The sequence below is a fragment of the Variovorax humicola genome (assembly GCF_037889915.1).
Lineage (GTDB): Bacteria > Pseudomonadota > Gammaproteobacteria > Burkholderiales > Burkholderiaceae_C > Variovorax > Variovorax humicola.
Window position 1 is genome coordinate 581,280 of sequence record NZ_JBBKZV010000001.1, and the last position, 22,519, is coordinate 603,798.

Genomic DNA, 22,519 nt, shown 5'->3' on the forward strand with positions numbered 1-22,519 from the left:
CAGCGCCGGGTGAAAGCACGCTGCAAACGGGCTCAGGCCGACAGTGCTTGCTGGGGCAGGGCCTCGGGCAACATCGCGCGCCGATACCACTCGTGGAAGTGCTCCATGCCGTCTTCCATCGGGCTCTGGTAAGGGCCGCTTTCATCGTCGCCGCGCAGCATCAGTGCGCGGCGGCCGGCGTCCATGCGCTCGGCGATCTCGTCGTCTTCCACGCAGGTTTCCATGTACGCGGCCTGCTGCGCCTCGACGAACTCGCGCTCGAAGGCGACGATCTCCTCGGGGTAGAAGAACTCGACCATGTTGAGCGTCTTCTGCGGCCCGATCGGGTGCAGCGTCGACACGGTGAGCACATGCGGATACCACTCGACCATCACGTTCGGGTAGCAGGTGAGCCAGATCGCGCCGTATTTCGGCGGCTTGCCCTCGCGGTATTGCAGGAGCTGCTCCTGCCACTTCTGATAGACCGGGCTGCCCGCACGGCCGAGGCGGTTGGCCACGCCGACGGTCTGCACCGAATACTTCTCGCCGAACTCCCAGCGCAGGTCGTCGCAGGTGACGAAGCTGCCCAAGCCGGGGTGGAACGGACCGACGTGGTAGTCCTCGAGATAGACCTCGATGAAGGTCTTCCAGTTGTAGTTGCACTCGTGCAGCTCGACGCGGTCGAAGGCGTAGCCAGTGAAGTCGAGATCGGCGCGCGGGCCCAGCGTGGCCAGTTCGGCCGCCACGCTGCGGCGGCTGCCGCCAGGACGTGTTTCGAACAGCAGTCCGTTCCATGCCTCGAGCGGATAGTTGTGCAGGTTCAGGCAGGGGTCTTGCGCGAAGTGCGGCGCGCCTATCAGCGTTCCGGTGAGGCGCGGGTCGGCCGCGGCATAGGTCCAGCGATGCAGCGGGCAGACGATGTTGCCGCCGGTCTTGGCATCGAGCGCGCCGCGACCCTGCAGGATCACCGCCTGGCGGTGGCGGCAGACGTTGGAAATCAGCTCCACGCCCTTGGGCGTGTGCACCAGCGCGCGGCCTTCGTGTTCTTGCGGCAGCGTGTGGTAGTTGCCCAGCTCGGGCACCGTGAGCTGGTGGCCGACGTAGCGCGGGCCGTCGGCAAACAGCGTGGCCATTTCGCGGGCGTAGAGCGCCTCGTCGAAATACGAGGAAACATGAAGAGGGCTTGAGGCCTGCTGCAGTTGAAGACTTAAATCAGACATCGAGGACCTGACCAAGCTCCCCACAGGGAGAAAGATGAAACGGGAGACGCCGTCGCGAAAGCAGGAACGGCCCAACAAAAGGAATCGGCAACCTGCCGGGGCGGGACGGCGGATTGTACCCGCCGGGTAAATTTCTGCCCTCGCGTCTCGCCGCCGCGTGTGCTTCGCCAACCCGAGCGCAGGCGCCGCTCGCCTTGGACGCGCCCGGCGGCTACCGCCTGTTTCCGCCTCCGCCGGTCGTACCATGCGATTTGTCACGTCCCGGTGTCAGTGGCGGGACGGCCCCGATTGTGGCCCCCGCCCTAAAATGTCTGGTTTGATCGACCATCCCCGCATGCCCAAGCCCATCCCTCCCGCGTCCGCGCCGGCCGCGCCGTTGCCGGCCAGCTACGAAGCCGGCCTGCAGGAACTCGAACAACTGGTAGCCGCCCTCGAATCGGGCCAGCTGCCGCTGGACGAACTGCTCGGCAGCTACCAGCGCGGCGCCGTGCTGCTGCAGTTCTGCCGCCAGAAGCTGCAGGCCGTCGAAGACCAGATCAAGGTGCTGGATGCCGGCAGCCTGAAGGCCTGGGCACCCGAATGACCGTTCGCCAACTGGAGTCCTGGGACGCGGCTCGCCTGGCCGCCTGGTGCAATCCGCTGCTGGCCGAAGTCGAGGCCGCGCTGTCGCGATGGGTCGGCGTCGACGGGCCGCCACCGCTCGGCGACGCAATGCGCTATGCCGTGCTCGATGGCGGCAAGCGCCTGCGCCCGCTGCTGGTGCTGGCCGCGAGCGACGCCGTCGGTGGCGAGCCGCAAGCCGCCCTGCGCGCGGCCTGCGCCACCGAACTGATCCACGCCTATTCGCTGGTGCACGACGATTTGCCTTGCATGGACAACGACGTGCTGCGCCGCGGCAAGCCGACGGTGCACGTGAAGTTCGGCGAAGCCGATGCGCTGCTCGCAGGCGATGCCCTGCAGGCGCTGGCCTTCGAGTTGCTCACGCCTGGTGACGGCAGCGTGGCCGACGCTGTGCAGGCGCGCCTGTGCCGCCTGTTGGCACTCGCGGCCGGCAGCCACGGCATGGCGGGCGGCCAGGCCATCGACCTGGCCAGCGTCGGCGTGGCGCTGGACGAGCCGCAACTGCGCCGCATGCATCAACTCAAGACCGGCGCGCTACTGCAGGCCAGCGTCGAAATGGGCGCGTCATGCGCCGAAGGCGTTTCCGTCGAAGCCATGCGGGCCCTGCGCGCGTACGGTGCGGCGCTCGGCCTCGCGTTCCAGGTCGTCGACGACATCCTCGACGTGGTCGCCGATTCGGCCACGCTCGGCAAGACGGCAGGCAAGGACGCCGAAAACGACAAGCCCACCTACGTATCGCTGCTCGGCCTCGAGGGCGCGCGTGCCCGTGCGAAGGCGCTGCTGGCCGATGCGCTGGCCGCACTCGAGCGCAGCACACTGCCCGACACTGCGGCGCTGCGCGCGTTGGCCCACATGGTCGTGGACCGCGACCGATAAAGACAAACATGGCTCCGCTTCTCCCCACATTGCACGACCCCTCGGCGCTGCGCCACTTCGACCGGGCCCAGCTCAAGCAGTTGGCCGACGAGGTGCGCGACTGCGTGCTCGACAACGTGTCGCGCACCGGCGGCCACCTGAGCTCGAACCTCGGCACGGTCGAACTGACCGTGGCCTTGCACCACGTCTTCAACACGCCGCATGACCGCCTGGTGTGGGACGTGGGCCATCAAACCTACCCGCACAAGATCCTGACCGGCCGGCGCGAGCGCATGCCCACGTTGCGGCAATTGGGCGGCCTTTCGGGCTTCCCGCAGCGCGGCGAGAGCGAATACGACACCTTCGGCACCGCGCATTCGTCGACCAGCATCTCGGCCGCACTCGGCATGGCGATGGCGGCCAGGCAGAAGGGCGAAGACCGCCATTCGGTCGCGATCATCGGCGACGGCGCGCTGACCGCCGGCATGGCCTTCGAGGCGCTCAACAACGCCGGGGTCTGCGACTGCAAGCTGCTGGTCATCCTGAACGACAACGACATGTCGATCAGCCCGCCGGTCGGCGCGCTGAACCGCTACCTGGCGCAACTGATGAGCGGCCAGTTCTATGCCGCGGCCAAGAATGCGGGCAAGAGCGTGCTGCGCAAGGCGCCGCCGTTGTTCGAGTTCGCCAAGCGCTTCGAGCAGCATGCCAAGGGCATGGTCGTGCCGGCCACGCTGTTCGAGAAATTCGGCTTCAACTATGTGGGGCCGATCGACGGCCACGATCTCGATTCGCTGATTCCCACGCTGGAAAACCTCAAGCACCTCGAAGGCCCGCAGTTCCTTCACGTGGTCACGAAGAAGGGGCAGGGCTACAAGCTGGCCGAGGCCGATCCGGTGGCCTATCACGGGCCGGGCAAGTTCGATCCGTCGGTGGGCCTGGTCAAGCCGGCGACCGCGCCGAAGCAGACCTTCACCCAGGTGTTCGGCCAATGGCTGTGCGACATGGCCTCGCATGACGGCCGCCTGGTCGGCATCACGCCGGCGATGCGCGAAGGCTCGGGCATGGTGGAGTTCGAGAAGCGCTTTCCAAACCGCTACTACGACGTCGGCATCGCGGAACAGCATGCGGTGACTTTCGCTGCCGGCCTGGCGTGCGAAGGGCTGAAGCCGGTGGTGGCGATCTACTCGACCTTCCTGCAGCGCGCCTATGACCAGATGATCCATGACGTCGCGATCCAGAACCTGCCAGTGGTGTTCGCGCTGGACCGCGCCGGCCTCGTCGGTGCCGATGGCGCGACGCATGCGGGGGCCTACGACATCCCCTTCATGCGCTGCATCCCGAACATGAGCATTGCCTGTCCGGCCGACGAGGCCGAATGCCGGCAACTGCTCACGACGGCCTATCAACAGAACCACCCCGTTGCCGTGCGTTATCCGCGCGGTGCGGGGGCCGGCGTGATGCCGCATCTCACGCTCGATGCGTTGCCGTTCGGCAAGGGCGAGATCCGGCGCAACGGCGAACGCATTGCGATCCTCGCCTTCGGCACGCTGCTGCATCCGGCATTGCAGGCAGCCGAGGCATTGAATGCCACGGTGGTCAACATGCGCTGGGCCAAGCCGCTCGACGTGGCGTTGCTGCTGCGGGTCGCGGCGTCGCACGAGGCCATCGTCACGGTGGAAGAGGGCGCCATCATGGGTGGCGCGGGAAGTGCGGTGACCGAGGCGCTGAACGCGGCCGGCGTGCTCAAGCCCGTGCTGCAGCTGGGCCTGCCCGACCAGTTCATCGAGCACGGCGATCCGGCCAAGCTGCTGGCGCTTCAGGGGCTGGACGCTGCAGGCATCGAGGCCCGCATCCGCGCGCGCTTCCCGAGGGAGCAGCGGGTCCAGTCGCCCGCCCCGTCCCTCGTTCAGTTCCCCAGGTAGGCGTCCTGCACCCTTGGGTTGCCGAGGAGTTCGCGGCCGCTGCCTTCGAGCACGATGGCGCCGGTTTCGATCACATACGCGCGATCGGCGATCTTCAGCGCCTGGCGCACGTTCTGCTCCACCAGGAAGATCGTCAGGCCCTGCTTGTTGATCTCGCGCAGCGTGCGGAAGATGTCCTGCACGATGATCGGTGCCAGGCCCATCGAGGGCTCGTCCAGCAGCAGCACGCGCGGCTTGGCCATCATGGCGCGGCCGATCGCGAGCATCTGCTGTTCGCCGCCCGAGAGGTTGCCGGCCAGCCCTTCGGCGCGCTCTTTCAGCACCGGGAACAGCGCGAAGATGCGTTCCAGGTCCGCGGCACGCGCCGCCGCTCCGTCACGGCGCGTGTACGCGCCGAGTTCGAGGTTTTCGCGCACCGTCAGCGTGGTGAGCGTCGCGCGGCCCTCGGCCACCTGCACGACACCGCCCGAGACGATCTTGTGCGGCGCCAGCGCGGTGATGTCGCGCCCGTCGAACGTCACGCGTCCGGCGGTCTTCTTCACGAGGCCCGACAGGGCAAGCAGCGTGGTCGACTTGCCCGCGCCGTTGGCACCGACCAGCGTGGTGATCTGGCCTTCGTGCAATTGGAAGTCGATGCCCTTCACGGCTTCGACGTGGCCGAAGGAAACCTTCAGGCCCTGGACTTGCAACAGAGGGAGGCTCATTGTTCAACTTCCGTGCATCGCACTGCGGTGCGAGCTTGCTTGGGGCGGCACGGCACTGCGCTCATGCTGTCGCTCCTTCGTCGTTGGTCGCTTCGTCGTCTTCGCGGCCGAGGTAGGCCTCGATGACTTGCGGATCGTTGCGGATCTGGTCCGGCCCGCCGCGCGCAATGATGCGGCCGAAGTTGAGCACGGCGATCTGCTCGCACAGGCCCATCACGAAGCGCATGTCGTGTTCGATCATGAAGATGGTGTAGCCGCGTTCGGCGATGTTCTGGATCTCGCGCATGAGGTCGAGCTTCTCGGTGCTGTTCATGCCGGCGACCGGTTCGTCGAGCAGCAGCAGGCGCGGTTCGGTGGCGAGCGCGCGGGCCAGCTCGAGCTTGCGCTGGTCGCCGTAGGAGAGGTTGTCGGCCAGTTGGTCGGCCTTGTGGTCGAGCTTGACCCAGCTCAGCAATTCACGCGCACGGTCGCGCGCGCGGCGCTCCTCGCTGCGGAACATGCCGGTGCTGGCCAGCAGCCCGAACGCGCCGTAGCGCAGGTGCGCGTCCATGCCGACGATGACGTTCTCGGTCAGCGACATTTCCTTGAACACGCGGATGTTCTGGAAGGTGCGCGCAATGCCGCCACGCGTGATCTGGAAGGGCTTGCGGCCGACCAGGTCCTGCCCGTCGAAGTGGATCGTGCCGCTGGTAGGCGGCAGCAGGCCCGTGATCAGGTTGAACACCGTGGTCTTGCCGGCGCCGTTGGGGCCGATCAGCCCGAACACGCCCTTGTCCGGCACGGCCAGGTTCACTTCCTGCAGCACCTTGAGGCCACCGAAATGGCGCGAGACGCTGGAAAGTTCAAGCAGGGTCGCGGACGTGCTCATGCTGCTTCTCCCTTGCGGCCGAACCATTGGCGAAAGCGCGTCGGATCCCAGATGCCCTTCGGCAGGAACAGGACGATCAGCACCAGGACAAGTCCATTGACCACGAGGCGGAAGCCGCCGAGGCCGCGCAGCAACTCGGGCAGGATCGTCAGGATCACGCCGCCGAGCACCGGGCCGGTCAGGCCGTTGATGCCGCCGAGGATGGTCATCGTGAGGATGTCCACGGCGCGGTTGAAACCGTATTCGCCGGGGCCGATGAAGAAAGTGAGGTGTGCGTTCAGCGTGCCGGCCAGGCCCGCGATCGCGGCGCCGAGCACGAAGGCCAGCATCTTGTGGCGGGCCACGTCGATGCCCATCAGGCCGGCGGCGGTCTCGTCTTCCTTGATGGCCTCGAAGGCGCGGCCGACCTTGGAGCGGCGCAGGCGCCAGAGCACCAGCAGCGTGAGGACCAATGCCAGCAGCACATGCCACCACTGGGTCAGTTGCGGGATGCCGTTGAGGCCCAGTGCGCCGCCGGTGATGGACTCGGTGTTCAGCACCGCGATGCGCACGACCTCGCCGAACGCCAGCGTGGCCATCGCCAGGTAGACGCCCGACAGCCGCAGCGTCGGCTTGCCCATGATGAAGGCGACGATCGCCGGTGCTGCCATGCCGGCGAGGATGGCCACCGGGAACGGCACGCCGTAGTTCATCGTCAGGATGGACGCCGTGTACGCGCCGATGCCCATGAATGCCGCGTTGGCCACGGAGAGCATGCCGCAAGCCAGCGTGAGCCAGATCGAGAGCGCGAGCAGCGCATTGACGCCCAGCGATAGCACCAGGTTGCTGTAGACGGCCCAGAAGTTGTCGAGCGAACTCATACCTTGCGCTCCTGCAATGAGCCAAAGAGCCCCTTGGGTCGCACGAGCAGAACGAGGAAGAGCAAACCGAAGGCCACCGCGTCGCGCATGCTCGAACCGACATACGCCACCGACAGGACTTCCGCAAAGCCGAGGAACAGCCCCGCCAGCATGGCGCCGCGGATGTCGCCCATGCCGCCGAGGATGATCACCGCGATGCCCTTCTCGAGCATCGGCTGGCCCATCAGCGGGAACAGCGCATTGGAGTACAGGCCGATCAGCACGCCAGCCAGACCGCCAAGCCCTGCCGCGACGAACGACGTGAGATAGAACAGGCCCTCGACGTTCACGCCGACCAGGTACGCGGCCTTCGGCGATTCCGCGATGGCCCGCAGCGCGCGCCCCATCTGCGTCCGCTTGAGCGCCAGCATCAGCACGCCCATCAGCACGAAAGACATCAGGATGATGCCCAGCTCCAGCACCGTGACATGGATGCCCGCGAACTCCAGCGCGTTGTCCGGAATGGTGCCGGCCGGAAAGCGCAGGTTCTCCGCGCCGAAGATGGCCTGCACGCCGTTGTTCAGGATGATCGCCACGCCGATGGTCGCGATCATCGGAATCAGGTGCGGTGCATTGCGCTTGCGCAGCGGCTTGAGCACCAGCACGTCGATCAGCAGCCCGAACAGGCCGCTGAAGACGAAGGCGCCGAGCAAGCCGGCCCACAGCGGCAGCGCGGCCAGGCGCATGAACGTCGCCGCCGCATAGGCGCCCACCATGAAGACCGCGCCATGCGACAGGTTGATGACGCCGAGCACGCCGAAGATGAGGGTGAAGCCGAGCGCGAAGAGTGCGTAGACGCATCCCAGCGAGAGGGCATTGACAAGTTGCTGATCGAGCACGACGGGCTCCTGACATTCACAGCACTGCGCTGTGGCACTACAAAAAAGAAAACGGCGCAGATGTCTGCGCCAGAGGCAAAACCGAACGCAAGGCCGCGGGGGCGACCTTGCGACAAAGGCGGCTTACTTCTCGATCTCGAACTGCGTGCCCTTGGTCACGCTGACGATGGCCTGCTGCCGCGCATCATAGCCAGCCGGCTTGCCGGACTTGTCGGTGGCGCGTGCGAACGTGAAGGCACCGGTGGCGCCGGTCCACTTGACGTTGGGCAGCGCGTCGCGCAGTGCGGCACGGTCGGCCGGCAGTGTCCCGGTGAACTTGACCGCCTTCAGCGCCTGCGCCGCGATGTACATGCCGTCGTAGGCCTGCGCCGCGAACTGGTCGGGCGAGGCGTTGTACTTCGCGCTGTAGGCCTTGATGAACCTGGTGTTCTCGGGCGTCGCGTTGCTGGCCGACCAGGGGCTGCCGACATAGAGGTTGTCGGAGGCGCCCTTGGCCAGATCGAAGATCTTCACCGAGTTCATGCCGTTGCCGCCGATGAAGGGCACGTTGATGCCCAGCTGGCGGGCCTGCACCATGATCGGTGCGCCTTCGGCAATCAGGGCCGACAGCACGATCGCATCCGGGTTGGTGGCCTTGATCTTGGTCAGCTGCGCCTTGAAGTCGACGTCGCCCTTGGCGAAGGTCTCGGTGGTGGTCACCGGCATCTTCGCGTCTTCGAGTGCCTTCTTGAAGTTGTCGTAGCCGCTCTTGGTGAACACGTCGTCATTGCCGTAGAGCACCGCGACCTTCTTGAGGTTGGCATGCTTGACGGCCACGCGCAGCGTCTCGGGCAGCACGTCGGCTTCGGTGACCGAGTTGCGGAACACGTGGTCCCCGATGGAGGTGATGCCGTCCGCGGTGTTCGAGGTGCCGAAGGCCACGGTCTTGGCGGCCTGGGCGATCGGGTCGGCGGCCTGGGCCGAGTTCGACAGCGTGGGGCCGAAGACCATCAGCACGTTGTCCTGGAAAATCAGTTTCTTGAAGACGTTGATCGCATCTTCCTTCTTGCCCTGCTCATCCTCGATCACCAGCACGATCTTGTTGCCGTTGATGCCGCCGGCAGCGTTGATCTCGTCGGTCGCCAGTTGGAGTCCGTTGCGGATGGCCGTGCCGTACTGGGCGGCGCCGCCGGACAGCGCTTCCGCGACACCGATCTTGATGTCGGCAGCCTGGGCGGCCGCGGCGAATGCGGTGGCGGCGAAGGCCGCAAGAAGCGCAGGTCTGAATCGGGGTGAGTTCATCTTTGATGGCACTTTGGATAGAGTTGGAAGAGAAGCGGGTTGGCATTTTAAGACGCGGCCGTCAATGCAAGGTCCGCTGCATTGCAGGGTATCCCCTCGACGCCGGCTTGGCAGCGTCCATGATGGACGCGCTGCACGGGCCCTGAAACACACCTAAGGAGAACGAATCGATGGACCGTCGCGGGTTGATGAAAAACGCAGGGGTCGCAGGCGTGCTGGCCGCGGGCCTTGCGCCCGCCGTCCATGCGCAGGCGGCAGTGCGCTGGCGCCTTGCGTCGAGTTTTACGAGCTCGACCGCGAACCTCTTCGGCGCGGCGACGGCATTCGCCAATGCGGTCAAGGCCATGTCGGGCGGCCGCTTCGATGTCTCGGTGCACGCGGGCGGCGAACTCATGACACCGCTGGGCGTGGTCGATGCGGTGCAACGCGGCTCGATCGAGATGGCCCACACCTTGACGTCGTCGTTCTATGAGAAGGATCCGGCCTTCGCCATCGGCGCAGGCCTGCCGTTTGGACTCGACGGGGAGCAAATGGCCGCATGGATGCAGGCCGGCAACGGCCGCAAGCTCATGAACGACTTCTACGCGGCCTACTCCATGGTGGGGCTGGAGGCAGGCAACACGGGCATGCAGATGAGCGGCTGGTATCGCCGGCCGATCCGCAGCGCGGCCGACTTCCAGCAACTCAAGGTGCGCGCCACCGGCGGGCCGATGGACGCGGTCATGACCCGCCTTGGCGCCGTTCCCCAGCCTGTTGCAGTGACCGACCTCCGCCAGGCGCTGGCGAAGCGGCGCATCGACGCGGCGGAGTGGCTGGGCCCGACCGACGACCTGGCCCTGGGCCTGCCGGGCGCGGTGCCGTACTACTATGCGCCGGGCTGGTGGACTGGCGGCCTGAACATGAGCTTCCTGATCGGCCAGAAGGCGCTGGCCGCGCTGTCGGCTGAACACAAGGCCATCGTCGAAGCCGCCGCGGCCCAGGCGGGCGCCGCGATGCGGGCGCGGTACGACGCATCGAACGCCATCGCGCTGAAGGACCTGGCGGCGCGCGGCGTCGTCGTCCAGTTGGTCCCGCTGGCTGTGATGCGGGCCGCGTACGCGGCTGCGAAGGAGGTCTATGCCGACAACAACGGGAAAAGCCCCGAGTGGAAAAAAATACACGCGGACTACCTGAGCTTCCAGCGCGGCCAGTTGCACTTGTCGCGCATCGGCGGTGCGCCAACGGAAGCGTTCGTGTCCAAAATGCAGCCTTGACCGCCAAGGCCAGCCAATGTCCACGTCGTCCTATTCCGATCTGCCCGACTCGATCGATTCGCCATTGATGCGCCGCGCCGGCCGCGAGCTGCTGTCGTTGGCGCTGATCGACGCACGCAATCACACGCTGCACCTGCTGTCGCTCTACGAGCAGGCGATAGGCACGGCCAGATTGCCGGTCGAGCGCCTCGACGGTGTGCTGCCGCCGATCTGGCTGGCCGGCCATGTCGCGTGGTTTGCCGAATGGTGGATCGGCCGCAACACGCAGCGCGCCTTCGGTATCGATTGCCCGTCGCGGCCGACGCGCCTGGCCGCCATCGACCCGCAAGCCGACGAGTGGTGGAACCCGCTTCTTGGCGGAGCCGAGCAGCCTTGGGCGCAGGACCTTCCGGACCTTGGCCAGACCAAGGCCTACCTGCTCGAAACGCTGGAAAGCACGCTCGAGCTGCTGGAGCGTGCGGCCGAGACCGATGCGGGCCTCTACTTTTATCGGCTCGCGCTGTTCCATGAAGACATGCGCGGCGAGCAACTCGTGGTGATGGCGCAAACGCTGGGCCTGCCGATCGGCGTCGAGATCGCGCCCGCCGCGCCGCCGCACGAGGCGGTGCTCGTCCCGGCCACGCATTGGGAACTGGGCCTGCCGGCCGCAGGGTTTTCGTTCGCCCAGGAGCAGGGCCTGCAAGAGGCCGAAGTGCCCGAATTCGAGATCGACGCGCAACCCGTCACCTGGAGCCAGTACGTCGAGTTCGTCGACGACGGCGGCTATGACCGCAGTGAACTCTGGGCGCCCGAAGGCTGGGCCTGGCTCGGCCAGCATGCCGAGGAAGGGCGTCGCGGCCCGCGCCACGTCGAGCAGATCGGCGTCGAGCGACATGGCACCGGCGGCTCGGTGCTGCAGCACCGCTTCGGCCGCACCGTGCGTGCGGCCGGCCATCAAAGCGCCGTGCACCTGAGCTGGTGGGAAGCCGATGCATGGGCGCGCTGGGCAGGTCGCCGCATCGCCACGGAGGTCGAATGGGAGATTGCTGCAGAGACCGCGTCGCGCCGCGGTTTTCGCTGGTCCGACGTGCACGAGTGGACCGCAGGCACGCTGAGGCCATGGCCCGGATTCCGCACCGACCCGTGGAGCGAGGGCACGCCCTTCGACCCGGTGCCGGCGTTCGGCCAGGCGCGCGTGCTGCGCGGCGCCTCGCTCGCCACGCGCGCGCGGCTGCGCTCGACCAAGGCCCGCGGCTTTGCCCTGCCGGCGCGGGACGAAGGCTTCTACGGATTTCGCACCTGCGCGATCTGATCGCACACGCAGGGCTTCGAGGAGGCACGGCCATGGCGGCTTGTTCTTGCCCGTTGGTTGACTATCGATGAATACCCTTGTCGCAAGCCTCGTGTCCGCATGGCAACTCGTCGTGTCGGGAGACCCGGTGCTGCTTGGCATCGTCGGGCGGTCGTTGGCCGTGAGCGCCACTGCGTGCGCCCTGGCCTGCGGCCTTGGCGTGCTGGCCGGCGCCTGGCTCGGCGTGGCCCGGTTCCGCGGGCGTGGGGCGGTGCTGGCGTTGCTCAATACGCTGCTCGCGCTGCCCTCGGTGGTGGTCGGGCTGGTGGTCTATCTGCTGCTGTCGCGCTCGGGTCCGCTGGGTTGGCTGGGCTGGCTGTTCAGCTTCAAGGCGATGGTGCTGGCACAGACGGCGCTGGTGCTGCCGATCGTGACCGCACTCACGCGCCAGGCCATCGAAGACGCCGACCGCGCGCATGGCGAACAGTTGCGTTCGCTCGGCGCCGGCAGGCTGGTGCGTGCGGTGCTGCTCGTGTGGGACGAGCGGTACGCGCTTGTCACAGTGCTGATCGCGGCTTTTGGCCGCGCGGTGTCGGAGGTGGGTGCGGTGATGGTGGTGGGCGGCAACATCGATGGATTCACCCGCGTGATGACCACGGCGATCGCCCTGGAAACCAGCAAGGGCGACTTGCCGCTGGCACTGGCGCTGGGGCTGGTACTGCTGCTGGCGGTGCTGGCGCTGAACGTGCTGATTGCGGTGGTGCGCAACTGGCGCGAACGTGTCGATGGCGGTGCGGCGTCGGCCATGCCGGTCCCTGCATGAGCTTGCTGTTTGCATTGAACCAGGTCGATGTGCGGTTCGGCCGCGTCACGGCCTTGCACGGTGCGACGCTCGCCATCCATGCTGGCGAGCGAGTCGCTTTCATCGGCGCCAACGGCAGCGGCAAGAGCACGTTGCTGCGCCTGCTGCATGGCCTGGTGCCGCATGCGGCGGGGCAGTTCGCGAGCCATGCGCCGCAGCGCGAGCAAGCCATGCTGTTCCAGCGGCCGCACATGCTGCGCGCGAGCACCGCCACCAACGTCGCGCTGGCGCTCTGGCTGCGCGGAACGCCGTGGCGCGAGGCCCGCAAGGCCGCGGCACCGGCGCTGGCCCGCGTCGGGCTTGAGGCGCTGCTCTCCCGCAATGCACGTACGCTGTCGGGCGGCCAGCAACAGCGGTTGGCACTGGCGCGTGCCTGGGCGCTGCAGCCGCAGGTGCTGCTGCTCGACGAGCCGACTGCCAGCCTCGATCCCACCGCCAAGCGTGAAGTCGAAGCCCTGATGGCCGAGGCCGCGCAGGGCCGCACCCTGCTGTTCGCGAGCCACAACCTGGGCCAGGTCAAGCGTCTGGCCAGCCGCGTGGTCTACCTGGAGCAGGGCAGGGTCGCGGCCGACCTGCCCGTGCATGACTTCTTCCACGGGCCGCTGCCCGAGGAGGCCCGTTTGTTTGTCAAAGGAGAGTCGGTATGAGGGTGTTTTTCAAGCGCTTCGGCGTGGGACCGACGGCGCAGGCGACGGTCGCGCTGGTGTTGCTGGGCGCCAGCATCCTGGCGGCGCGGGCCGAATCGATCACGATGGCCTCGACCACGTCGACGGAGCAGTCGGGCCTGTTCGCCCACATGCTGCCGGCGTTCAAGCAGGCCAGCGGCATCGACATCAAGGTGGTCGCGGTCGGCACCGGGCAGGCCATCGACATGGCGCGCCGCGGTGATGCCGACGTGCTGTTCGTGCACGACACCGTGGCCGAGGAAAAATTCGTTGCCGAGGGCTACGCGGCGAAGCGCTATCCGGTGATGTACAACGACTTCGTGCTGGTCGGCCCGAAGAACGATCCGGCCGGGGTCAAGGGCAACGACATCGTCGCGGCGCTGAAGAAACTGGCAGCGGGCAATGCGCCCTTCGTGTCGCGCGGCGACAAGAGCGGCACCGATGCGGCCGAGCGCCGGCTCTGGAACCAGACGGGGCTGGGCGACGCCAGCCAGCCATTGCCCAACGACAGGAAGGGCAGCGGCTACCGGGAGTGCGGCTGCGGCATGGGCCCCGCGCTCAACATCGCGGCCTCGACCGGCGCGTACGTCGTGGCCGATCGCGGCACCTGGCTGAGCTTCAAGAACCGGGCCGGGATGGCGGTGCTGGTGGAAGGCGACAAGCGCCTGTTCAACCAGTACGGCGTGATGGTGCCCAGCCCGCAGAAGTTTCCGAACCTCAATCACAACGGTGCGCAGAAGTTCGTCGACTGGGTGATCTCACCCGCGGGGCAAGCGAACATTGCGAGCTACAAGATCGACGGCGAACAGCTTTTCTTCCCGAACGCCACGAAGTAGCCGAGACGTCGTGAAATGACCCCCCCCGAAGCGCCTGCGGCGCCTCCCCCTCAGGGGGCGCACCCGGCGGCCCGGCAAAGCCGGTTCCGCGGGTGCCCACGAACAGACTTCGCCGTGCTCGTCGTGGTTTCATGCGTCGCGGGTCACGCGACGGCGGGTGGCGCAAGACTGATCAGAGACTATCAAGCACAGTCAACCTGCAGGGACCAGCGCTCCTGAAATCGCCTGGTCGACGCGGCGGTGGAACCCCAGCACGTCGCTCTCCAGCCGGCCGGCAACGAGCCCGGTGTTGGCCCCGCTCGGCAACCCGCGCTGGATCGCGACGGCACTGGCGATGTCTTCCCGCTGGAACACTGTCTTCTCGATCAGGTCGAAGGTTTTTTCCCAGTGCGCGTTCCATTCCTCGCCGGTGCGGTCCGGCGGAATCAGCATGGTGTGGACCCAGCGCACCTGATCGGGCGCCGGCGAGAACATGCCGATCAGGCTGACGTAATCCGGGTGCCAGATCAGGAAGCTGTTCGGGAACAGGAACTGTGTTGGCGTGGCCAGCTTGCACAACGCCTTGCGGTCGCGCGGCGGCTCGAACGGCTCGAAGGCGGTGCGCCGTGCGACCAGTGAATCCTGGTGCGGTCCCGCGTAGAGGTTGACCGCGAATGCATCCGCGAAGAACGGATAGATCGTGTCGCGGTGCAGCACGCGGATGTGATAGCTCTCGAGGAAGGCGTCGGCGGTGAGCTTCCAGTTGGCCGGGTAGACCTGGTCGACCTTGCGGAACACCTTCATGTCGGCCAGGCCGAGCCACAACAGGTGCTGGTCCAGCCCGTGCAGGCAGTCGGCGGCGGAAAATGGCGGGCCGGGCGTCCGCTTGACGAAGATCAGCCCGCCCGCTTCATCGCAGGGCAACTCGACCAGGTTCAGCGTGGCCGGGTCGATGCCATCGAAAGTCTCGGCATGGAGGCGGTGGCGCAGGTGCCCGTCGAGGTCGTAGGTCCAGCCGTGGTAGGGGCACACCAGCGTCTTGCAGGGCTTGGCCATGGCCGGGCCCGACGCGGGAGAGGCGACCAGCGCCATGCCGCGATGCCGGCATACATTGAAGAAAGCCCGGGCGCGGCCATCGACTGAGCGGGTCATGACGATGGGCACGCCGAGTGCATCGAAGGGCAGTGCGGAGCCGATCGCAAGTTCCGAGCTATGGCCCGCCACGATCGGCCACTGCCCGAACAGCACGTCCTGTTCCTGCTGCCAGTGGCCGCGATTGATGTAGTGGCTTGCGGGCACGCGGCCTGCCTCGGTGCCCAACTGGCGCTCCCCGCTGACGCAGGCCTGTTCGAACCGGCGGATCAGGTCGGCCAGCGTGGCGGGGACTGGGGCGGCGGTCGCGATTGCTTCTGTCAATGTGGACTCCCAAAACCCCATGGTAGCGGCCTGCCTCGTGGCCGTCGCACATGACCTGTCACGTCATCGACACCCTGCGCGGGCTTCGCGACCATTCGTTCACCCCGCGCCGTTGCGGGCCTCCAAACCGAAAGGAATCGCATCATGAACACTGCCAACGCCACGCCTGATGCCGCCGGCATCGCCCACCGCTACATCGCTCTCTGGAACGAGTCCGACGCCAGCCGCCGCCGGCAGATGCTCGAAGCCGGCTGGGTCGCGGACGCACGCTACGTCGACCCCGTGATGCAGGCCAGCGGCATTGAAGAAATTAACACGCTGGTCGGCGCGGTGCACCAGCGTTTTCCGGGCTTTCGGTTTGCATTGGCAGGCAATGCGGATGCGCACGGCGACAACCTGCGCTTCAGCTGGACGCTGGGCCCGGGCGACGCGGCCGACCTGATCCAGGGCACCGACTTCGCGCAGCTCCAAGCCGGCAAGCTGCAGTCGGTCACAGGCTTCCTGGACAAAGTCCCGGCAAGCTGAAATGCACGCCCTCGATGCGCGTGCGGCGCTTCCCCCTCGAAGGGGCGCACCCGGCGGCCCGGCAAAGCCGATGGAATGAAACACCCCCGATGCGCCTGCGGTGCCTCCCCCTCGAGGGGGCGCACCCAGCGGCCCGGCAAAGCCGGTTCCGCGGGTGCCCACGAACAGACTTCGCTGCGCTCGTGCTGGTGCGTCGCGGGTCACGCGATGGCGTGCTGGAAAGCTGAAATGAGTCAGTCGAGCGGGCGGACTTCGATGCGCATCAGGTTGCGCACATGGCGCGGACCGAGGCTGCGGTCCGAGGTCGACATGAGCGCGATGCGCCTTCGCGGTCGTCGAGCGGCTTGCCGTCGCGTTCGAGCAGGACCAGCACGCCGTCGCCGACGGCGGTGTTGGTGATCTCGGGCCACGAGAACACTGCGCGGTAGCCGTCCGTCGCCGTGCCGACGATGACGAGCGCCTTCCATCTGTCGCGGCCCTTGGCCGCCAGTGCGGCGCGCTCGATGAGGGCCGACAGCTTCACGCCGCGCACCGTGCTTTTGCTTTCGACGCCCTGGCCGCTGCGCGCCTGGACGAAGGTGCCGATCTGCTGTGAGTCGAACGCAGCGAGCTCGATCGCATCGAGGCGGAGCGGGTGAAGCACTGCGCCGGTGACTTCGACGTGCGGGCTGACCTGGGCAGCGGCAAAGGCACAGCACAACGCGCAGAGTGCGATGAAGGCAGCAGCGCATCGGGAACGCAGCCGCATGGTCATCCTTTGCTGGAATCGGCGGCCACGACCTGGCCGTTGTCGAGCTCGACCGTACTCTGCGCCAGCGCTTCGACATCGTGCGGATCATGCGTCACGAGCAACGTCGGCACCTGCACGCGGTCGAGCATTTGGGCGAGTTCCGCGCGCAGCCGCGTGCGCAGTTGCGTGTCGAGCGCCGACAGCGGCTCGTCGAGCAGCAGCAGGCGCGGATTGGGCGCCAGCGCGCGGGCCAGCGCCACGCGCTGCTTCTGCCCGCCCGACAAGTGCCGCGGATAGGCGCGGGCGAGCGACTCGATGCCGAACTGGCGCATCAACTCGTCGATGCGCGCCGTCGTCGAGGCGGGCACGGCGGCGCCGAGCCGGTGCATGCCGAACAGCAGGTTCTGCGCGACCGTCATGTGCGGGAACAAGGCGTAGTCCTGGAACACGAAGCCGATGCGCCGCTCGCGCGCTGGCAGGTCGACGCCGGCCGAGGTGTCGAGCAGCGTCGTGTCGCCGAGCCGCACATGCCCGCGCGCGCCGGGTATCAAGCCGGCCACCGCCAGCAGCACGGTCGACTTGCCTGCGCCCGATGGCCCGAGCAATGCAGTGCGCATCGACTGCGTGGTGAAGCGGGCATGCAGCGCAAAGTCGCGCTCGTCCGAGTGCAGCGCGACGTGCAGGTCGATGTCGAGGAGCGCGGCCATCAATGCTTCGCCTGCAACAGGCGGCCGGAGATCACCAGCACGACCACGCACACCACCGAGATCACCAGCGTGAGCCACAGCGCCTGCGCATCGTTGCCGGCCTGCACCGCGTCGTACACGGCGATCGACAGCGTTTGCGTCTTGCCGGGCAGGTTGCCGGCGATCATCAAGGTGGCACCGAATTCGCCCATGGCGCGTGCAAAGGCCAGCATCAGGCCGGCCGCGATGCCGCGCACGGCCAGCGGCAGGCTCACGCGCAGGAAGACCTCCCACTCACCGGCGCCGAGCGTGCGCGCCGCATGCGCGAAACGGCCGTCGACGTCCTCGAACGATGCACGCGCCGCCTTGTAGATGAGCGGCAGCGACACGATGGCCGCCGCGATCACCGCGCCCTGCCAGGTGAAGATGAGGTTGATGCCGAACCACCGGTCGAGGTATTGGCCCAGCACGCCCTTGCGGCCGATGAGCACGATCAGGTAGTAGCCGAGCACCGTGGGCGGCAACACCATCGGCAACATCAGCACGGCATCCACGACGCCATGGCCCCAGAAGCGGCGGTGCGACATCCACCAGCCCAATCCGATGCCTGCCGCGCCGGCCAGCAGCGTGGCGATCAGCGCGACCTTGAGGGTGAGCCAGAGGGGGACGAGCAAGGGTCAGGGCTTCGAGAAGCCGTAGCGTTCAAGGATCTCCTGGCCCGGCGCGCTGTGAACGTAGGCGACGAACACCTTGCCGAGTTCGGCGTTCTTGCTTGCGGCCAGTTGCGCGATCGGGTAGCTCACCGGCGTGAGGGTCGGGACCGTCATCGTGATCCTTGCCTTGTCGCGCTCGATCATCGCGTCGGTGCGGTAGACGAAGGCGGCATCGACTTCTCCGCGCGCGACGTAGTTGAGCACCTGGCGCACGCTCTCGCCGTAAATCCACTTGGGTTCCAGCGCGGCGGTAAGGCCGGCCTTCTGCACGGCTTCCATCGTGTAGCGGCCGATCGGCACCGAGGCGGGCGTGCCGGTGGAGATGCGCTTGTAGCCGTCCCCTGCCAAGTCGGCGAGTTTTTGCGGCGCAGCCGTCGCGGTGGCCGGGACGATCAGCACCAATGTGTTGTGCGCAAAGTCGGCGCGCGTGCCTTCGGCGATCAGCTTGGCGGTGACGGCACGGTTCATCGTCTCCTGGTCGGCCGATGCGAACACGTCGACCGGTGCGCCCTGCGTCATCTGCGCCAGCAGCGCGCCCGAGGCCCCGAAGTTGAACGTCACCTTGGCACCCGGCTGTGCCTTCTCGAAACCCTTGCCGATTTCCTGGAAGGCATTGGTCAGGCTGGCCGCGGCTGACACCACGATCTCTTGCGCTTGCGAGGCGACAGCGCCGAAGGAAAGCGTTGCCAGCACGGCGGCGCTGCGCAGCCAGCGGGGATATGTCTTCATTTGCGGTGGACCTTTCATGCTCTGCGGTGTCGCTATTCATCAACGGAATAGCGAAATCATAGCCTCAGGTCACATGCGCGGTCAGACGGTGCTGTCGGTAATGCGAGGAAGGGCAGGACCTCCAGCGGCTCGCGCGTGCACAGGTGCATGTGTGTGACGAAGATCAGGTGGGCGAAGCCCTCGATGTCGCGCAGGCCGGGTGCGAACTCGCCGAACAGTTCGAGCCGCGCCGTCTCTTCGGACGCTGCCGCCTGGATCGGCATGCCCGTGACTTCGGTGAAGCGGCTGCGCACGATGCCGACGGGGCGGCAGGCGATGCGGGGCGCACCGACACCGTTCGGGTCGGCGTCCGGTTCGGCGGTCATGCGAGGCTCGAGAAGCGGTGGCGGTGGCCGGGAAGGCGCTGCGGGTCGGCGAGCATCATGGAAATTGCGGCGCCGCGGCAGGCGCCGGCGCTATTCGGTTTGTGAATAGCGAAAGTGTAGACCGGCCTTCTCAGCCGGCCAATGCCGCGGTGATCGTGCTCGCCATCGGCGTGGTGGCATGGCCGATGAGTTTGCCGAGCTGATGGCCTTCATCGAACAGTGCCCCTTTCGACGCGCATGCATCGGAGTCCGAGAGCAATGCAGCAATGGGCTCCGGCAGACCGAAGCCGAGCAGCGCGGCCTTGTGTTCGGCCTCGGACACGTTCTTGTAGACGACTGGCTTGCCCGATTGCTTCGCGATCTCGGCGGCCATCTCGGCCAGCGTGTAGGCAGTGTCGCCGGCCAGTTCGTATACCAGGCCGGCCTGGTTGTCGCGGGTGAGCACGGCCGCGGCCGCTTCGGCAAAGTCGGCGCGGGCGGCCGAGGCAATGCGGCCATCGCCGGCGTTGCCGATCAGCGCGCCGCTGCCCACGGCGGCGCCAGTCCAGCCCGCGTGGTTCTCGGTGTACCAGCCGTTGCGAAGCAGGACGAAGGGAATGCCCGAATCCTTGAGCATGTTCTCCGTGGCGACGTGCTCGGCGGCCACGCCCAGCGGCGAGGTGTCGGCCCGCAGCAGGCTGGTGTAGGCGATGAGCTTCACGCCGCCGGCCTTGGCCGCGTCGATGACGGCGCGGTGGTGTACCGCACGCTGCCCGACTTCGCTGGACGAGATGAGCAGCAGCTTGTCCGCGCGGGCGAATGCGGCGCGCAGCGTGTCCGGCTTCGTGTAGTCGGCCTGGCGCACGGTAACGCCGAGATCGGCCAGGTCCTTCGCCTTGTCGGGAGTGCGCACGGCCGCGACGATTTGGCTGGCGGGGATGGTGCGAAGCAGCGCCTTGATGACGAGACGGCCCAACTGGCCGGTAGCGCCGGTGATGACGATCATGATGGAAATTCCTTGTGGTGAGAGATGAGGGAGGGCAGAATAATCCTCAAACTTACTTTTTGTAAGTACGTACCTGAAGGTTAGCTAGATGAAACCGTCGCCCGCCACCGCCACGTCTCCCTCCACCCTCGCCGAAGTGATACGCCGCGGAGAACTCCTGTCGGCCGAATGTCCGTCGCGCGAAGTGCTGAAGCACGTCACCAGCCGCTGGGGCGTCCTGCTGCTGGTGGTGCTGCTGGGCGGCATGCATCGCTTCAGCGAACTGCATCGCAAGATCGGCGGCGTGAGCGAGAAGATGCTGGCGCAGACGCTGCGGTGGCTGGAGGCGGACGGGCTGGTGTTGCGCAAGGCCTACGCCACTGTGCCGCCGCATGTCGAATACAGCCTGACGCCGATGGGCGTCGAACTTGCCAGGCGGGTCGAGTCGCTCGCGGACTGGATCGAGTTCAACCTGCCGCGGATCATGGAAGTGCGGCGGGAGCAGGCGGGTGCGGGCGAGGCGCTGGAGGCGCAGGTCGCATGAAGCGCTTCGGTCTCGTTGCGAACAGGCTGCATCGCCAGGATGCCGACGGCGCACTGGCAGGATGGGCCAGGGCCTGCGATGCCGGTATCCGCGCACTGGGGCTCGGGCTGCATGCCGTCGGTGGCACCTACGACGCGCTGGAACGGCTCAAGTTGCTGTCGGATTACCCACCGCTTGCCCGGCTGCCGTCCGGCGTGGAAGGCGGCGTGATGCGCCTCGCATCGCGCATCACCGGCGGGCTGGCGCCGGGTGACGAACTCGACGGCGTGATCTACCTCGTCGATCCGGTCGATCCGTCGAGCCTCTATCCGGAGACTCAGGCGCTGAAGCGGCAATGCGTGATCCATGGCAAGCCGTTCATTTCCACAGCCGCGGGCGCGGCCGAATGGATCGGCGTCGAGCTGGTGCATGCGAAGAAGGGCGGCGCCGAACTCGCAGGCGCCATCGAAGGCAGGACGGTCGCGCTGATCGCGCACGATGCGTTGAAGCGGCGCATGGTCGACTTTGCCTCCGCGCACTTCGATCTGCTGTCGCGCTTTGCGACGCGCGTGGGTACCGGCACGACCGGCGGGCTGCTCAACGACTTGGCCTGGTCGCGCGGATGGCCGGCCGGCAAGCCCTGGGTCAACCGCTACCTCAGTGGCCCGATGGGTGGCGATGCGCAGATCGCCGAACTGGTGCTGGACCGCCGTTGCGACAAGGTCATCTTTTTCGAGGATCCGCACGTGGCCAGGCAGCATGAGGCCGATATCCAGTTGCTGGAACGCGCCGTGAGCGCGGCAACGCACGACACCACCTGCTTCAATTCGCCGGTGACGGCCGAGCGCTGGGCTGCCGCGGTCACCGCGTAGGCGGTACGGCTGCCCGCACAATCCGGGCATGACAGCACCCCGTTTCAGCGATGCGCTCGGCCACGGCATGAGCGACAAGCGCATCGATATCCTGCGCGGCATCGGACGCACCGGCAGCATCTCGCAGGCCGCGCGCGAAGCGAAGGTCAGCTACAAGGCGGCCTGGCAGGCGATCGCCACGCTGACCAACCTGGCGGGGGTGCCGCTGGTCGAACGCTCGGTGGGTGGCGCGGGCGGCGGCGGCGCGGTGCTGACAGATCAGGGCCGGCAGTTGCTGGTGCTCGCGGATGCGCATGAAGCGGCGCGGCGCGCGGTGCACTCGGGCAGCACCGCGTCGACGGCGATGGCACGACTGTCGATCCGCACCAGTATGCGCAACCAGTTGCCGGGCACGGTGAGCGGGCTGGAGACCAGGGGCCGCGTCGTGCGCGTGCTGATGACCTTGCCCGGTGGCGACGGCATCGCCGCGCGCATCACGCACGAGAGCGTCGAACTGCTCGGCCTTGCTGCAGGCATGAACGCGATGGCGCTGTGCAAGGCCACGGCCGTGCAGGTCGAGCGCGCCGACGTCGTGGACGGACAGCGCGGCAACCAGCTCACCGGCACGGTGGCGCGCATTGCGCGCGGCGGCGATGGCGACAGCGGCGACGAGATCGTCATCGCGCTGGCCGGCGGCCTGCAGGTGGTGGGCTTTGCCGCCGGCGGCAGCGGCCTGCGCACGCGTCAGCGCGTGACGGCCGTGGTCGACGAATCGGCGGTCGTGGTGGCCTTGCCGGGCTGAGGATCGCGAAGCGGATCAAGCCGACGGCATCGTCCAGGTGGATCCATGGCGCCGGCTGGCCTCCGCTGCCGAGCTGCGCACCGAAGCCCAGGCGCGCGCTCAGCGCGAGCATCGGGTAGGCCCCGCCGCCGCGGCCGAGCACGACGCCGCAACGCATGC

General features: G+C 67.3%; 25 protein-coding genes. 12 read left to right on the top strand and 13 right to left on the bottom strand.

Annotation, left to right across the window (positions count from 1 at the left end):
- Positions 1–32 precede the first annotated feature (32 nt).
- Positions 33–1,199, bottom strand: coding sequence for an aromatic ring-hydroxylating oxygenase subunit alpha (locus tag WKW80_RS02770; protein ID WP_340361984.1), 1,167 nt, complete (start codon positions 1,197–1,199; stop codon positions 33–35).
- Between the two features lie 334 nt (positions 1,200–1,533).
- Here WKW80_RS02770 and xseB point away from each other — a divergent pair, with 334 nt between their 5' ends.
- The 3 genes from xseB to dxs are packed head-to-tail and all read left to right on the top strand — an operon-like array spanning position 1,534 to position 4,600.
- Positions 1,534–1,782 (top strand): exodeoxyribonuclease VII small subunit, encoded by a 249-nt coding sequence (gene xseB / locus WKW80_RS02775; protein WP_340361985.1) that lies wholly within the window; start codon positions 1,534–1,536, stop codon positions 1,780–1,782.
- Positions 1,779–2,696, top strand: coding sequence for a polyprenyl synthetase family protein (locus tag WKW80_RS02780; RefSeq protein ID WP_340361986.1), 918 nt, complete (start codon positions 1,779–1,781; stop codon positions 2,694–2,696). Before xseB ends, WKW80_RS02780 begins: the two co-directional genes overlap by 4 nt.
- Positions 2,693–4,600, top strand: coding sequence for a 1-deoxy-D-xylulose-5-phosphate synthase (gene dxs, locus WKW80_RS02785; RefSeq protein ID WP_340362200.1), 1,908 nt, complete (start codon positions 2,693–2,695; stop codon positions 4,598–4,600). Before WKW80_RS02780 ends, dxs begins: the two co-directional genes overlap by 4 nt.
- Here the strand turns inward: dxs and WKW80_RS02790 are convergent.
- From WKW80_RS02790 to WKW80_RS02810, 5 genes are all read right to left on the bottom strand, one after another.
- Positions 4,585–5,304, bottom strand: coding sequence for an ABC transporter ATP-binding protein (locus WKW80_RS02790; protein WP_340361987.1), 720 nt, complete (start codon positions 5,302–5,304; stop codon positions 4,585–4,587). The genes dxs and WKW80_RS02790 overlap by 16 nt on opposite strands.
- Positions 5,305–5,365: 61 nt before the next feature.
- A complete protein-coding gene (locus WKW80_RS02795; RefSeq protein ID WP_340362201.1) occupies positions 5,366–6,154 on the bottom strand; it encodes an ABC transporter ATP-binding protein in 789 nt (262 codons plus the stop codon).
- 14 nt (positions 6,155–6,168) lie between these two features.
- On the bottom strand, positions 6,169–7,032 hold the full coding sequence (locus WKW80_RS02800) for a branched-chain amino acid ABC transporter permease (RefSeq protein ID WP_340361988.1): 864 nt from the start codon (positions 7,030–7,032) through the stop codon (positions 6,169–6,171).
- Positions 7,029–7,910, bottom strand: coding sequence for a branched-chain amino acid ABC transporter permease (locus WKW80_RS02805; protein ID WP_340361989.1), 882 nt, complete (start codon positions 7,908–7,910; stop codon positions 7,029–7,031). The genes WKW80_RS02800 and WKW80_RS02805 overlap by 4 nt, the downstream gene beginning before the upstream one ends.
- A 123-nt stretch (positions 7,911–8,033) precedes the next feature.
- Entirely contained in the window at positions 8,034–9,191 is a 1,158-nt protein-coding gene (locus WKW80_RS02810) for an ABC transporter substrate-binding protein (protein WP_340361990.1), read from the bottom strand.
- A gap of 170 nt (positions 9,192–9,361) precedes the next feature.
- Here WKW80_RS02810 and WKW80_RS02815 point away from each other — a divergent pair, with 170 nt between their 5' ends.
- The 5 genes from WKW80_RS02815 to WKW80_RS02835 all read left to right on the top strand — a co-directional run bounded on the left by WKW80_RS02815 (position 9,362) and on the right by WKW80_RS02835 (position 14,077).
- Positions 9,362–10,444, top strand: a complete 1,083-nt coding sequence (locus WKW80_RS02815) for a TRAP transporter substrate-binding protein (RefSeq protein WP_340361991.1) — start codon at positions 9,362–9,364, stop codon at positions 10,442–10,444.
- Positions 10,445–10,460: 16 nt separating this feature from the next.
- Entirely contained in the window at positions 10,461–11,735 is a 1,275-nt protein-coding gene (locus WKW80_RS02820; protein WP_340361992.1) for an SUMF1/EgtB/PvdO family nonheme iron enzyme, read from the top strand.
- 67 nt (positions 11,736–11,802) lie between these two features.
- On the top strand, positions 11,803–12,537 hold the full coding sequence (locus WKW80_RS02825; RefSeq protein ID WP_340361993.1) for an ABC transporter permease: 735 nt from the start codon (positions 11,803–11,805) through the stop codon (positions 12,535–12,537).
- The gene (locus tag WKW80_RS02830) at positions 12,534–13,223 is read left to right on the top strand and encodes an ATP-binding cassette domain-containing protein (RefSeq protein WP_340361994.1); all 690 of its coding nucleotides are present in this window, start codon (positions 12,534–12,536) and stop codon (positions 13,221–13,223) included. The genes WKW80_RS02825 and WKW80_RS02830 overlap by 4 nt, the downstream gene beginning before the upstream one ends.
- Complete coding sequence (locus tag WKW80_RS02835) at positions 13,220–14,077, top strand: ABC transporter substrate-binding protein (RefSeq protein WP_340361995.1); 858 nt, start codon at positions 13,220–13,222, stop codon at positions 14,075–14,077. The genes WKW80_RS02830 and WKW80_RS02835 overlap by 4 nt, the downstream gene beginning before the upstream one ends.
- A 192-nt stretch (positions 14,078–14,269) precedes the next feature.
- Here WKW80_RS02835 and WKW80_RS02840 read toward each other — a convergent pair whose 3' ends face one another.
- Positions 14,270–15,472: an aromatic ring-hydroxylating oxygenase subunit alpha gene (locus WKW80_RS02840; RefSeq protein WP_340361996.1), complete on the bottom strand. Its 1,203-nt coding sequence runs from the start codon at positions 15,470–15,472 to the stop codon at positions 14,270–14,272.
- Positions 15,473–15,616: 144 nt separating this feature from the next.
- Between WKW80_RS02840 and WKW80_RS02845 the strand changes: the two genes are divergently transcribed.
- On the top strand, positions 15,617–15,997 hold the full coding sequence (locus WKW80_RS02845) for a nuclear transport factor 2 family protein (protein WP_340361997.1): 381 nt from the start codon (positions 15,617–15,619) through the stop codon (positions 15,995–15,997).
- 262 nt (positions 15,998–16,259) lie between these two features.
- On the opposite strand, the gene WKW80_RS02850 is transcribed toward WKW80_RS02845, so the two are convergent.
- From WKW80_RS02850 to WKW80_RS02875, 6 genes are all read right to left on the bottom strand, one after another.
- The gene (locus WKW80_RS02850; RefSeq protein ID WP_340361998.1) at positions 16,260–16,745 is read right to left on the bottom strand and encodes a molybdopterin-binding protein; all 486 of its coding nucleotides are present in this window, start codon (positions 16,743–16,745) and stop codon (positions 16,260–16,262) included.
- A 2-nt stretch (positions 16,746–16,747) separates the two neighbouring features.
- Entirely contained in the window at positions 16,748–17,434 is a 687-nt protein-coding gene (locus tag WKW80_RS02855) for an ATP-binding cassette domain-containing protein (RefSeq protein ID WP_340361999.1), read from the bottom strand.
- On the bottom strand, positions 17,434–18,087 hold the full coding sequence (gene modB, locus WKW80_RS02860) for a molybdate ABC transporter permease subunit (protein ID WP_340362000.1): 654 nt from the start codon (positions 18,085–18,087) through the stop codon (positions 17,434–17,436). The genes WKW80_RS02855 and modB overlap by 1 nt, the downstream gene beginning before the upstream one ends.
- Before the next feature lie 3 nt (positions 18,088–18,090).
- Positions 18,091–18,855: a molybdate ABC transporter substrate-binding protein gene (gene modA, locus WKW80_RS02865; protein WP_340362001.1), complete on the bottom strand. Its 765-nt coding sequence runs from the start codon at positions 18,853–18,855 to the stop codon at positions 18,091–18,093.
- A 56-nt stretch (positions 18,856–18,911) separates the two neighbouring features.
- Positions 18,912–19,220 (bottom strand): SAM-dependent methyltransferase, encoded by a 309-nt coding sequence (locus WKW80_RS02870; protein ID WP_340362002.1) that lies wholly within the window; start codon positions 19,218–19,220, stop codon positions 18,912–18,914.
- Positions 19,221–19,350: 130 nt separating this feature from the next.
- On the bottom strand, positions 19,351–20,205 hold the full coding sequence (locus WKW80_RS02875; RefSeq protein WP_340362003.1) for an SDR family oxidoreductase: 855 nt from the start codon (positions 20,203–20,205) through the stop codon (positions 19,351–19,353).
- An 88-nt stretch (positions 20,206–20,293) separates the two neighbouring features.
- On the opposite strand from WKW80_RS02875, the gene WKW80_RS02880 reads away from it, so the two are divergent.
- The 3 genes from WKW80_RS02880 to WKW80_RS02890 are packed head-to-tail and all read left to right on the top strand — an operon-like array spanning position 20,294 to position 22,360.
- Positions 20,294–20,728 carry a winged helix-turn-helix transcriptional regulator gene (locus WKW80_RS02880; RefSeq protein WP_340362004.1) on the top strand — a complete coding sequence of 145 codons (435 nt, stop codon included), beginning with the start codon at positions 20,294–20,296 and terminating at the stop codon, positions 20,726–20,728.
- Positions 20,725–21,579, top strand: coding sequence for a methylglyoxal synthase (locus tag WKW80_RS02885; protein ID WP_340362005.1), 855 nt, complete (start codon positions 20,725–20,727; stop codon positions 21,577–21,579). Before WKW80_RS02880 ends, WKW80_RS02885 begins: the two co-directional genes overlap by 4 nt.
- A gap of 28 nt (positions 21,580–21,607) precedes the next feature.
- Complete coding sequence (locus tag WKW80_RS02890) at positions 21,608–22,360, top strand: TOBE domain-containing protein (RefSeq protein WP_340362006.1); 753 nt, start codon at positions 21,608–21,610, stop codon at positions 22,358–22,360.
- Positions 22,361–22,519: the final 159 nt, after the last annotated feature.

Coding starts and splice junctions, on each gene's coding strand:
- WKW80_RS02770 (WP_340361984.1), bottom strand. CDS start 1,199: ATGTCTGATTTAAGTCTTCAACTGCAGCAGGCCTCAAGCCCTCTTCAT.
- xseB (WP_340361985.1), top strand. CDS start 1,534: ATGCCCAAGCCCATCCCTCCCGCGTCCGCGCCGGCCGCGCCGTTGCCG.
- WKW80_RS02780 (WP_340361986.1), top strand. CDS start 1,779: ATGACCGTTCGCCAACTGGAGTCCTGGGACGCGGCTCGCCTGGCCGCC.
- WKW80_RS02790 (WP_340361987.1), bottom strand. CDS start 5,304: ATGAGCCTCCCTCTGTTGCAAGTCCAGGGCCTGAAGGTTTCCTTCGGC.
- WKW80_RS02800 (WP_340361988.1), bottom strand. CDS start 7,032: ATGAGTTCGCTCGACAACTTCTGGGCCGTCTACAGCAACCTGGTGCTA.
- WKW80_RS02810 (WP_340361990.1), bottom strand. CDS start 9,191: ATGAACTCACCCCGATTCAGACCTGCGCTTCTTGCGGCCTTCGCCGCC.
- WKW80_RS02815 (WP_340361991.1), top strand. CDS start 9,362: ATGGACCGTCGCGGGTTGATGAAAAACGCAGGGGTCGCAGGCGTGCTG.
- WKW80_RS02820 (WP_340361992.1), top strand. CDS start 10,461: ATGTCCACGTCGTCCTATTCCGATCTGCCCGACTCGATCGATTCGCCA.
- WKW80_RS02825 (WP_340361993.1), top strand. CDS start 11,803: ATGAATACCCTTGTCGCAAGCCTCGTGTCCGCATGGCAACTCGTCGTG.
- WKW80_RS02830 (WP_340361994.1), top strand. CDS start 12,534: ATGAGCTTGCTGTTTGCATTGAACCAGGTCGATGTGCGGTTCGGCCGC.
- WKW80_RS02835 (WP_340361995.1), top strand. CDS start 13,220: ATGAGGGTGTTTTTCAAGCGCTTCGGCGTGGGACCGACGGCGCAGGCG.
- WKW80_RS02845 (WP_340361997.1), top strand. CDS start 15,617: ATGAACACTGCCAACGCCACGCCTGATGCCGCCGGCATCGCCCACCGC.
- WKW80_RS02850 (WP_340361998.1), bottom strand. CDS start 16,745: ATGCGGCTGCGTTCCCGATGCGCTGCTGCCTTCATCGCACTCTGCGCG.
- WKW80_RS02855 (WP_340361999.1), bottom strand. CDS start 17,434: ATGGCCGCGCTCCTCGACATCGACCTGCACGTCGCGCTGCACTCGGAC.
- modA (WP_340362001.1), bottom strand. CDS start 18,855: ATGAAGACATATCCCCGCTGGCTGCGCAGCGCCGCCGTGCTGGCAACG.
- WKW80_RS02870 (WP_340362002.1), bottom strand. CDS start 19,220: ATGACCGCCGAACCGGACGCCGACCCGAACGGTGTCGGTGCGCCCCGC.
- WKW80_RS02875 (WP_340362003.1), bottom strand. CDS start 20,205: ATGATCGTCATCACCGGCGCTACCGGCCAGTTGGGCCGTCTCGTCATC.
- WKW80_RS02880 (WP_340362004.1), top strand. CDS start 20,294: ATGAAACCGTCGCCCGCCACCGCCACGTCTCCCTCCACCCTCGCCGAA.
- WKW80_RS02885 (WP_340362005.1), top strand. CDS start 20,725: ATGAAGCGCTTCGGTCTCGTTGCGAACAGGCTGCATCGCCAGGATGCC.
- WKW80_RS02890 (WP_340362006.1), top strand. CDS start 21,608: ATGACAGCACCCCGTTTCAGCGATGCGCTCGGCCACGGCATGAGCGAC.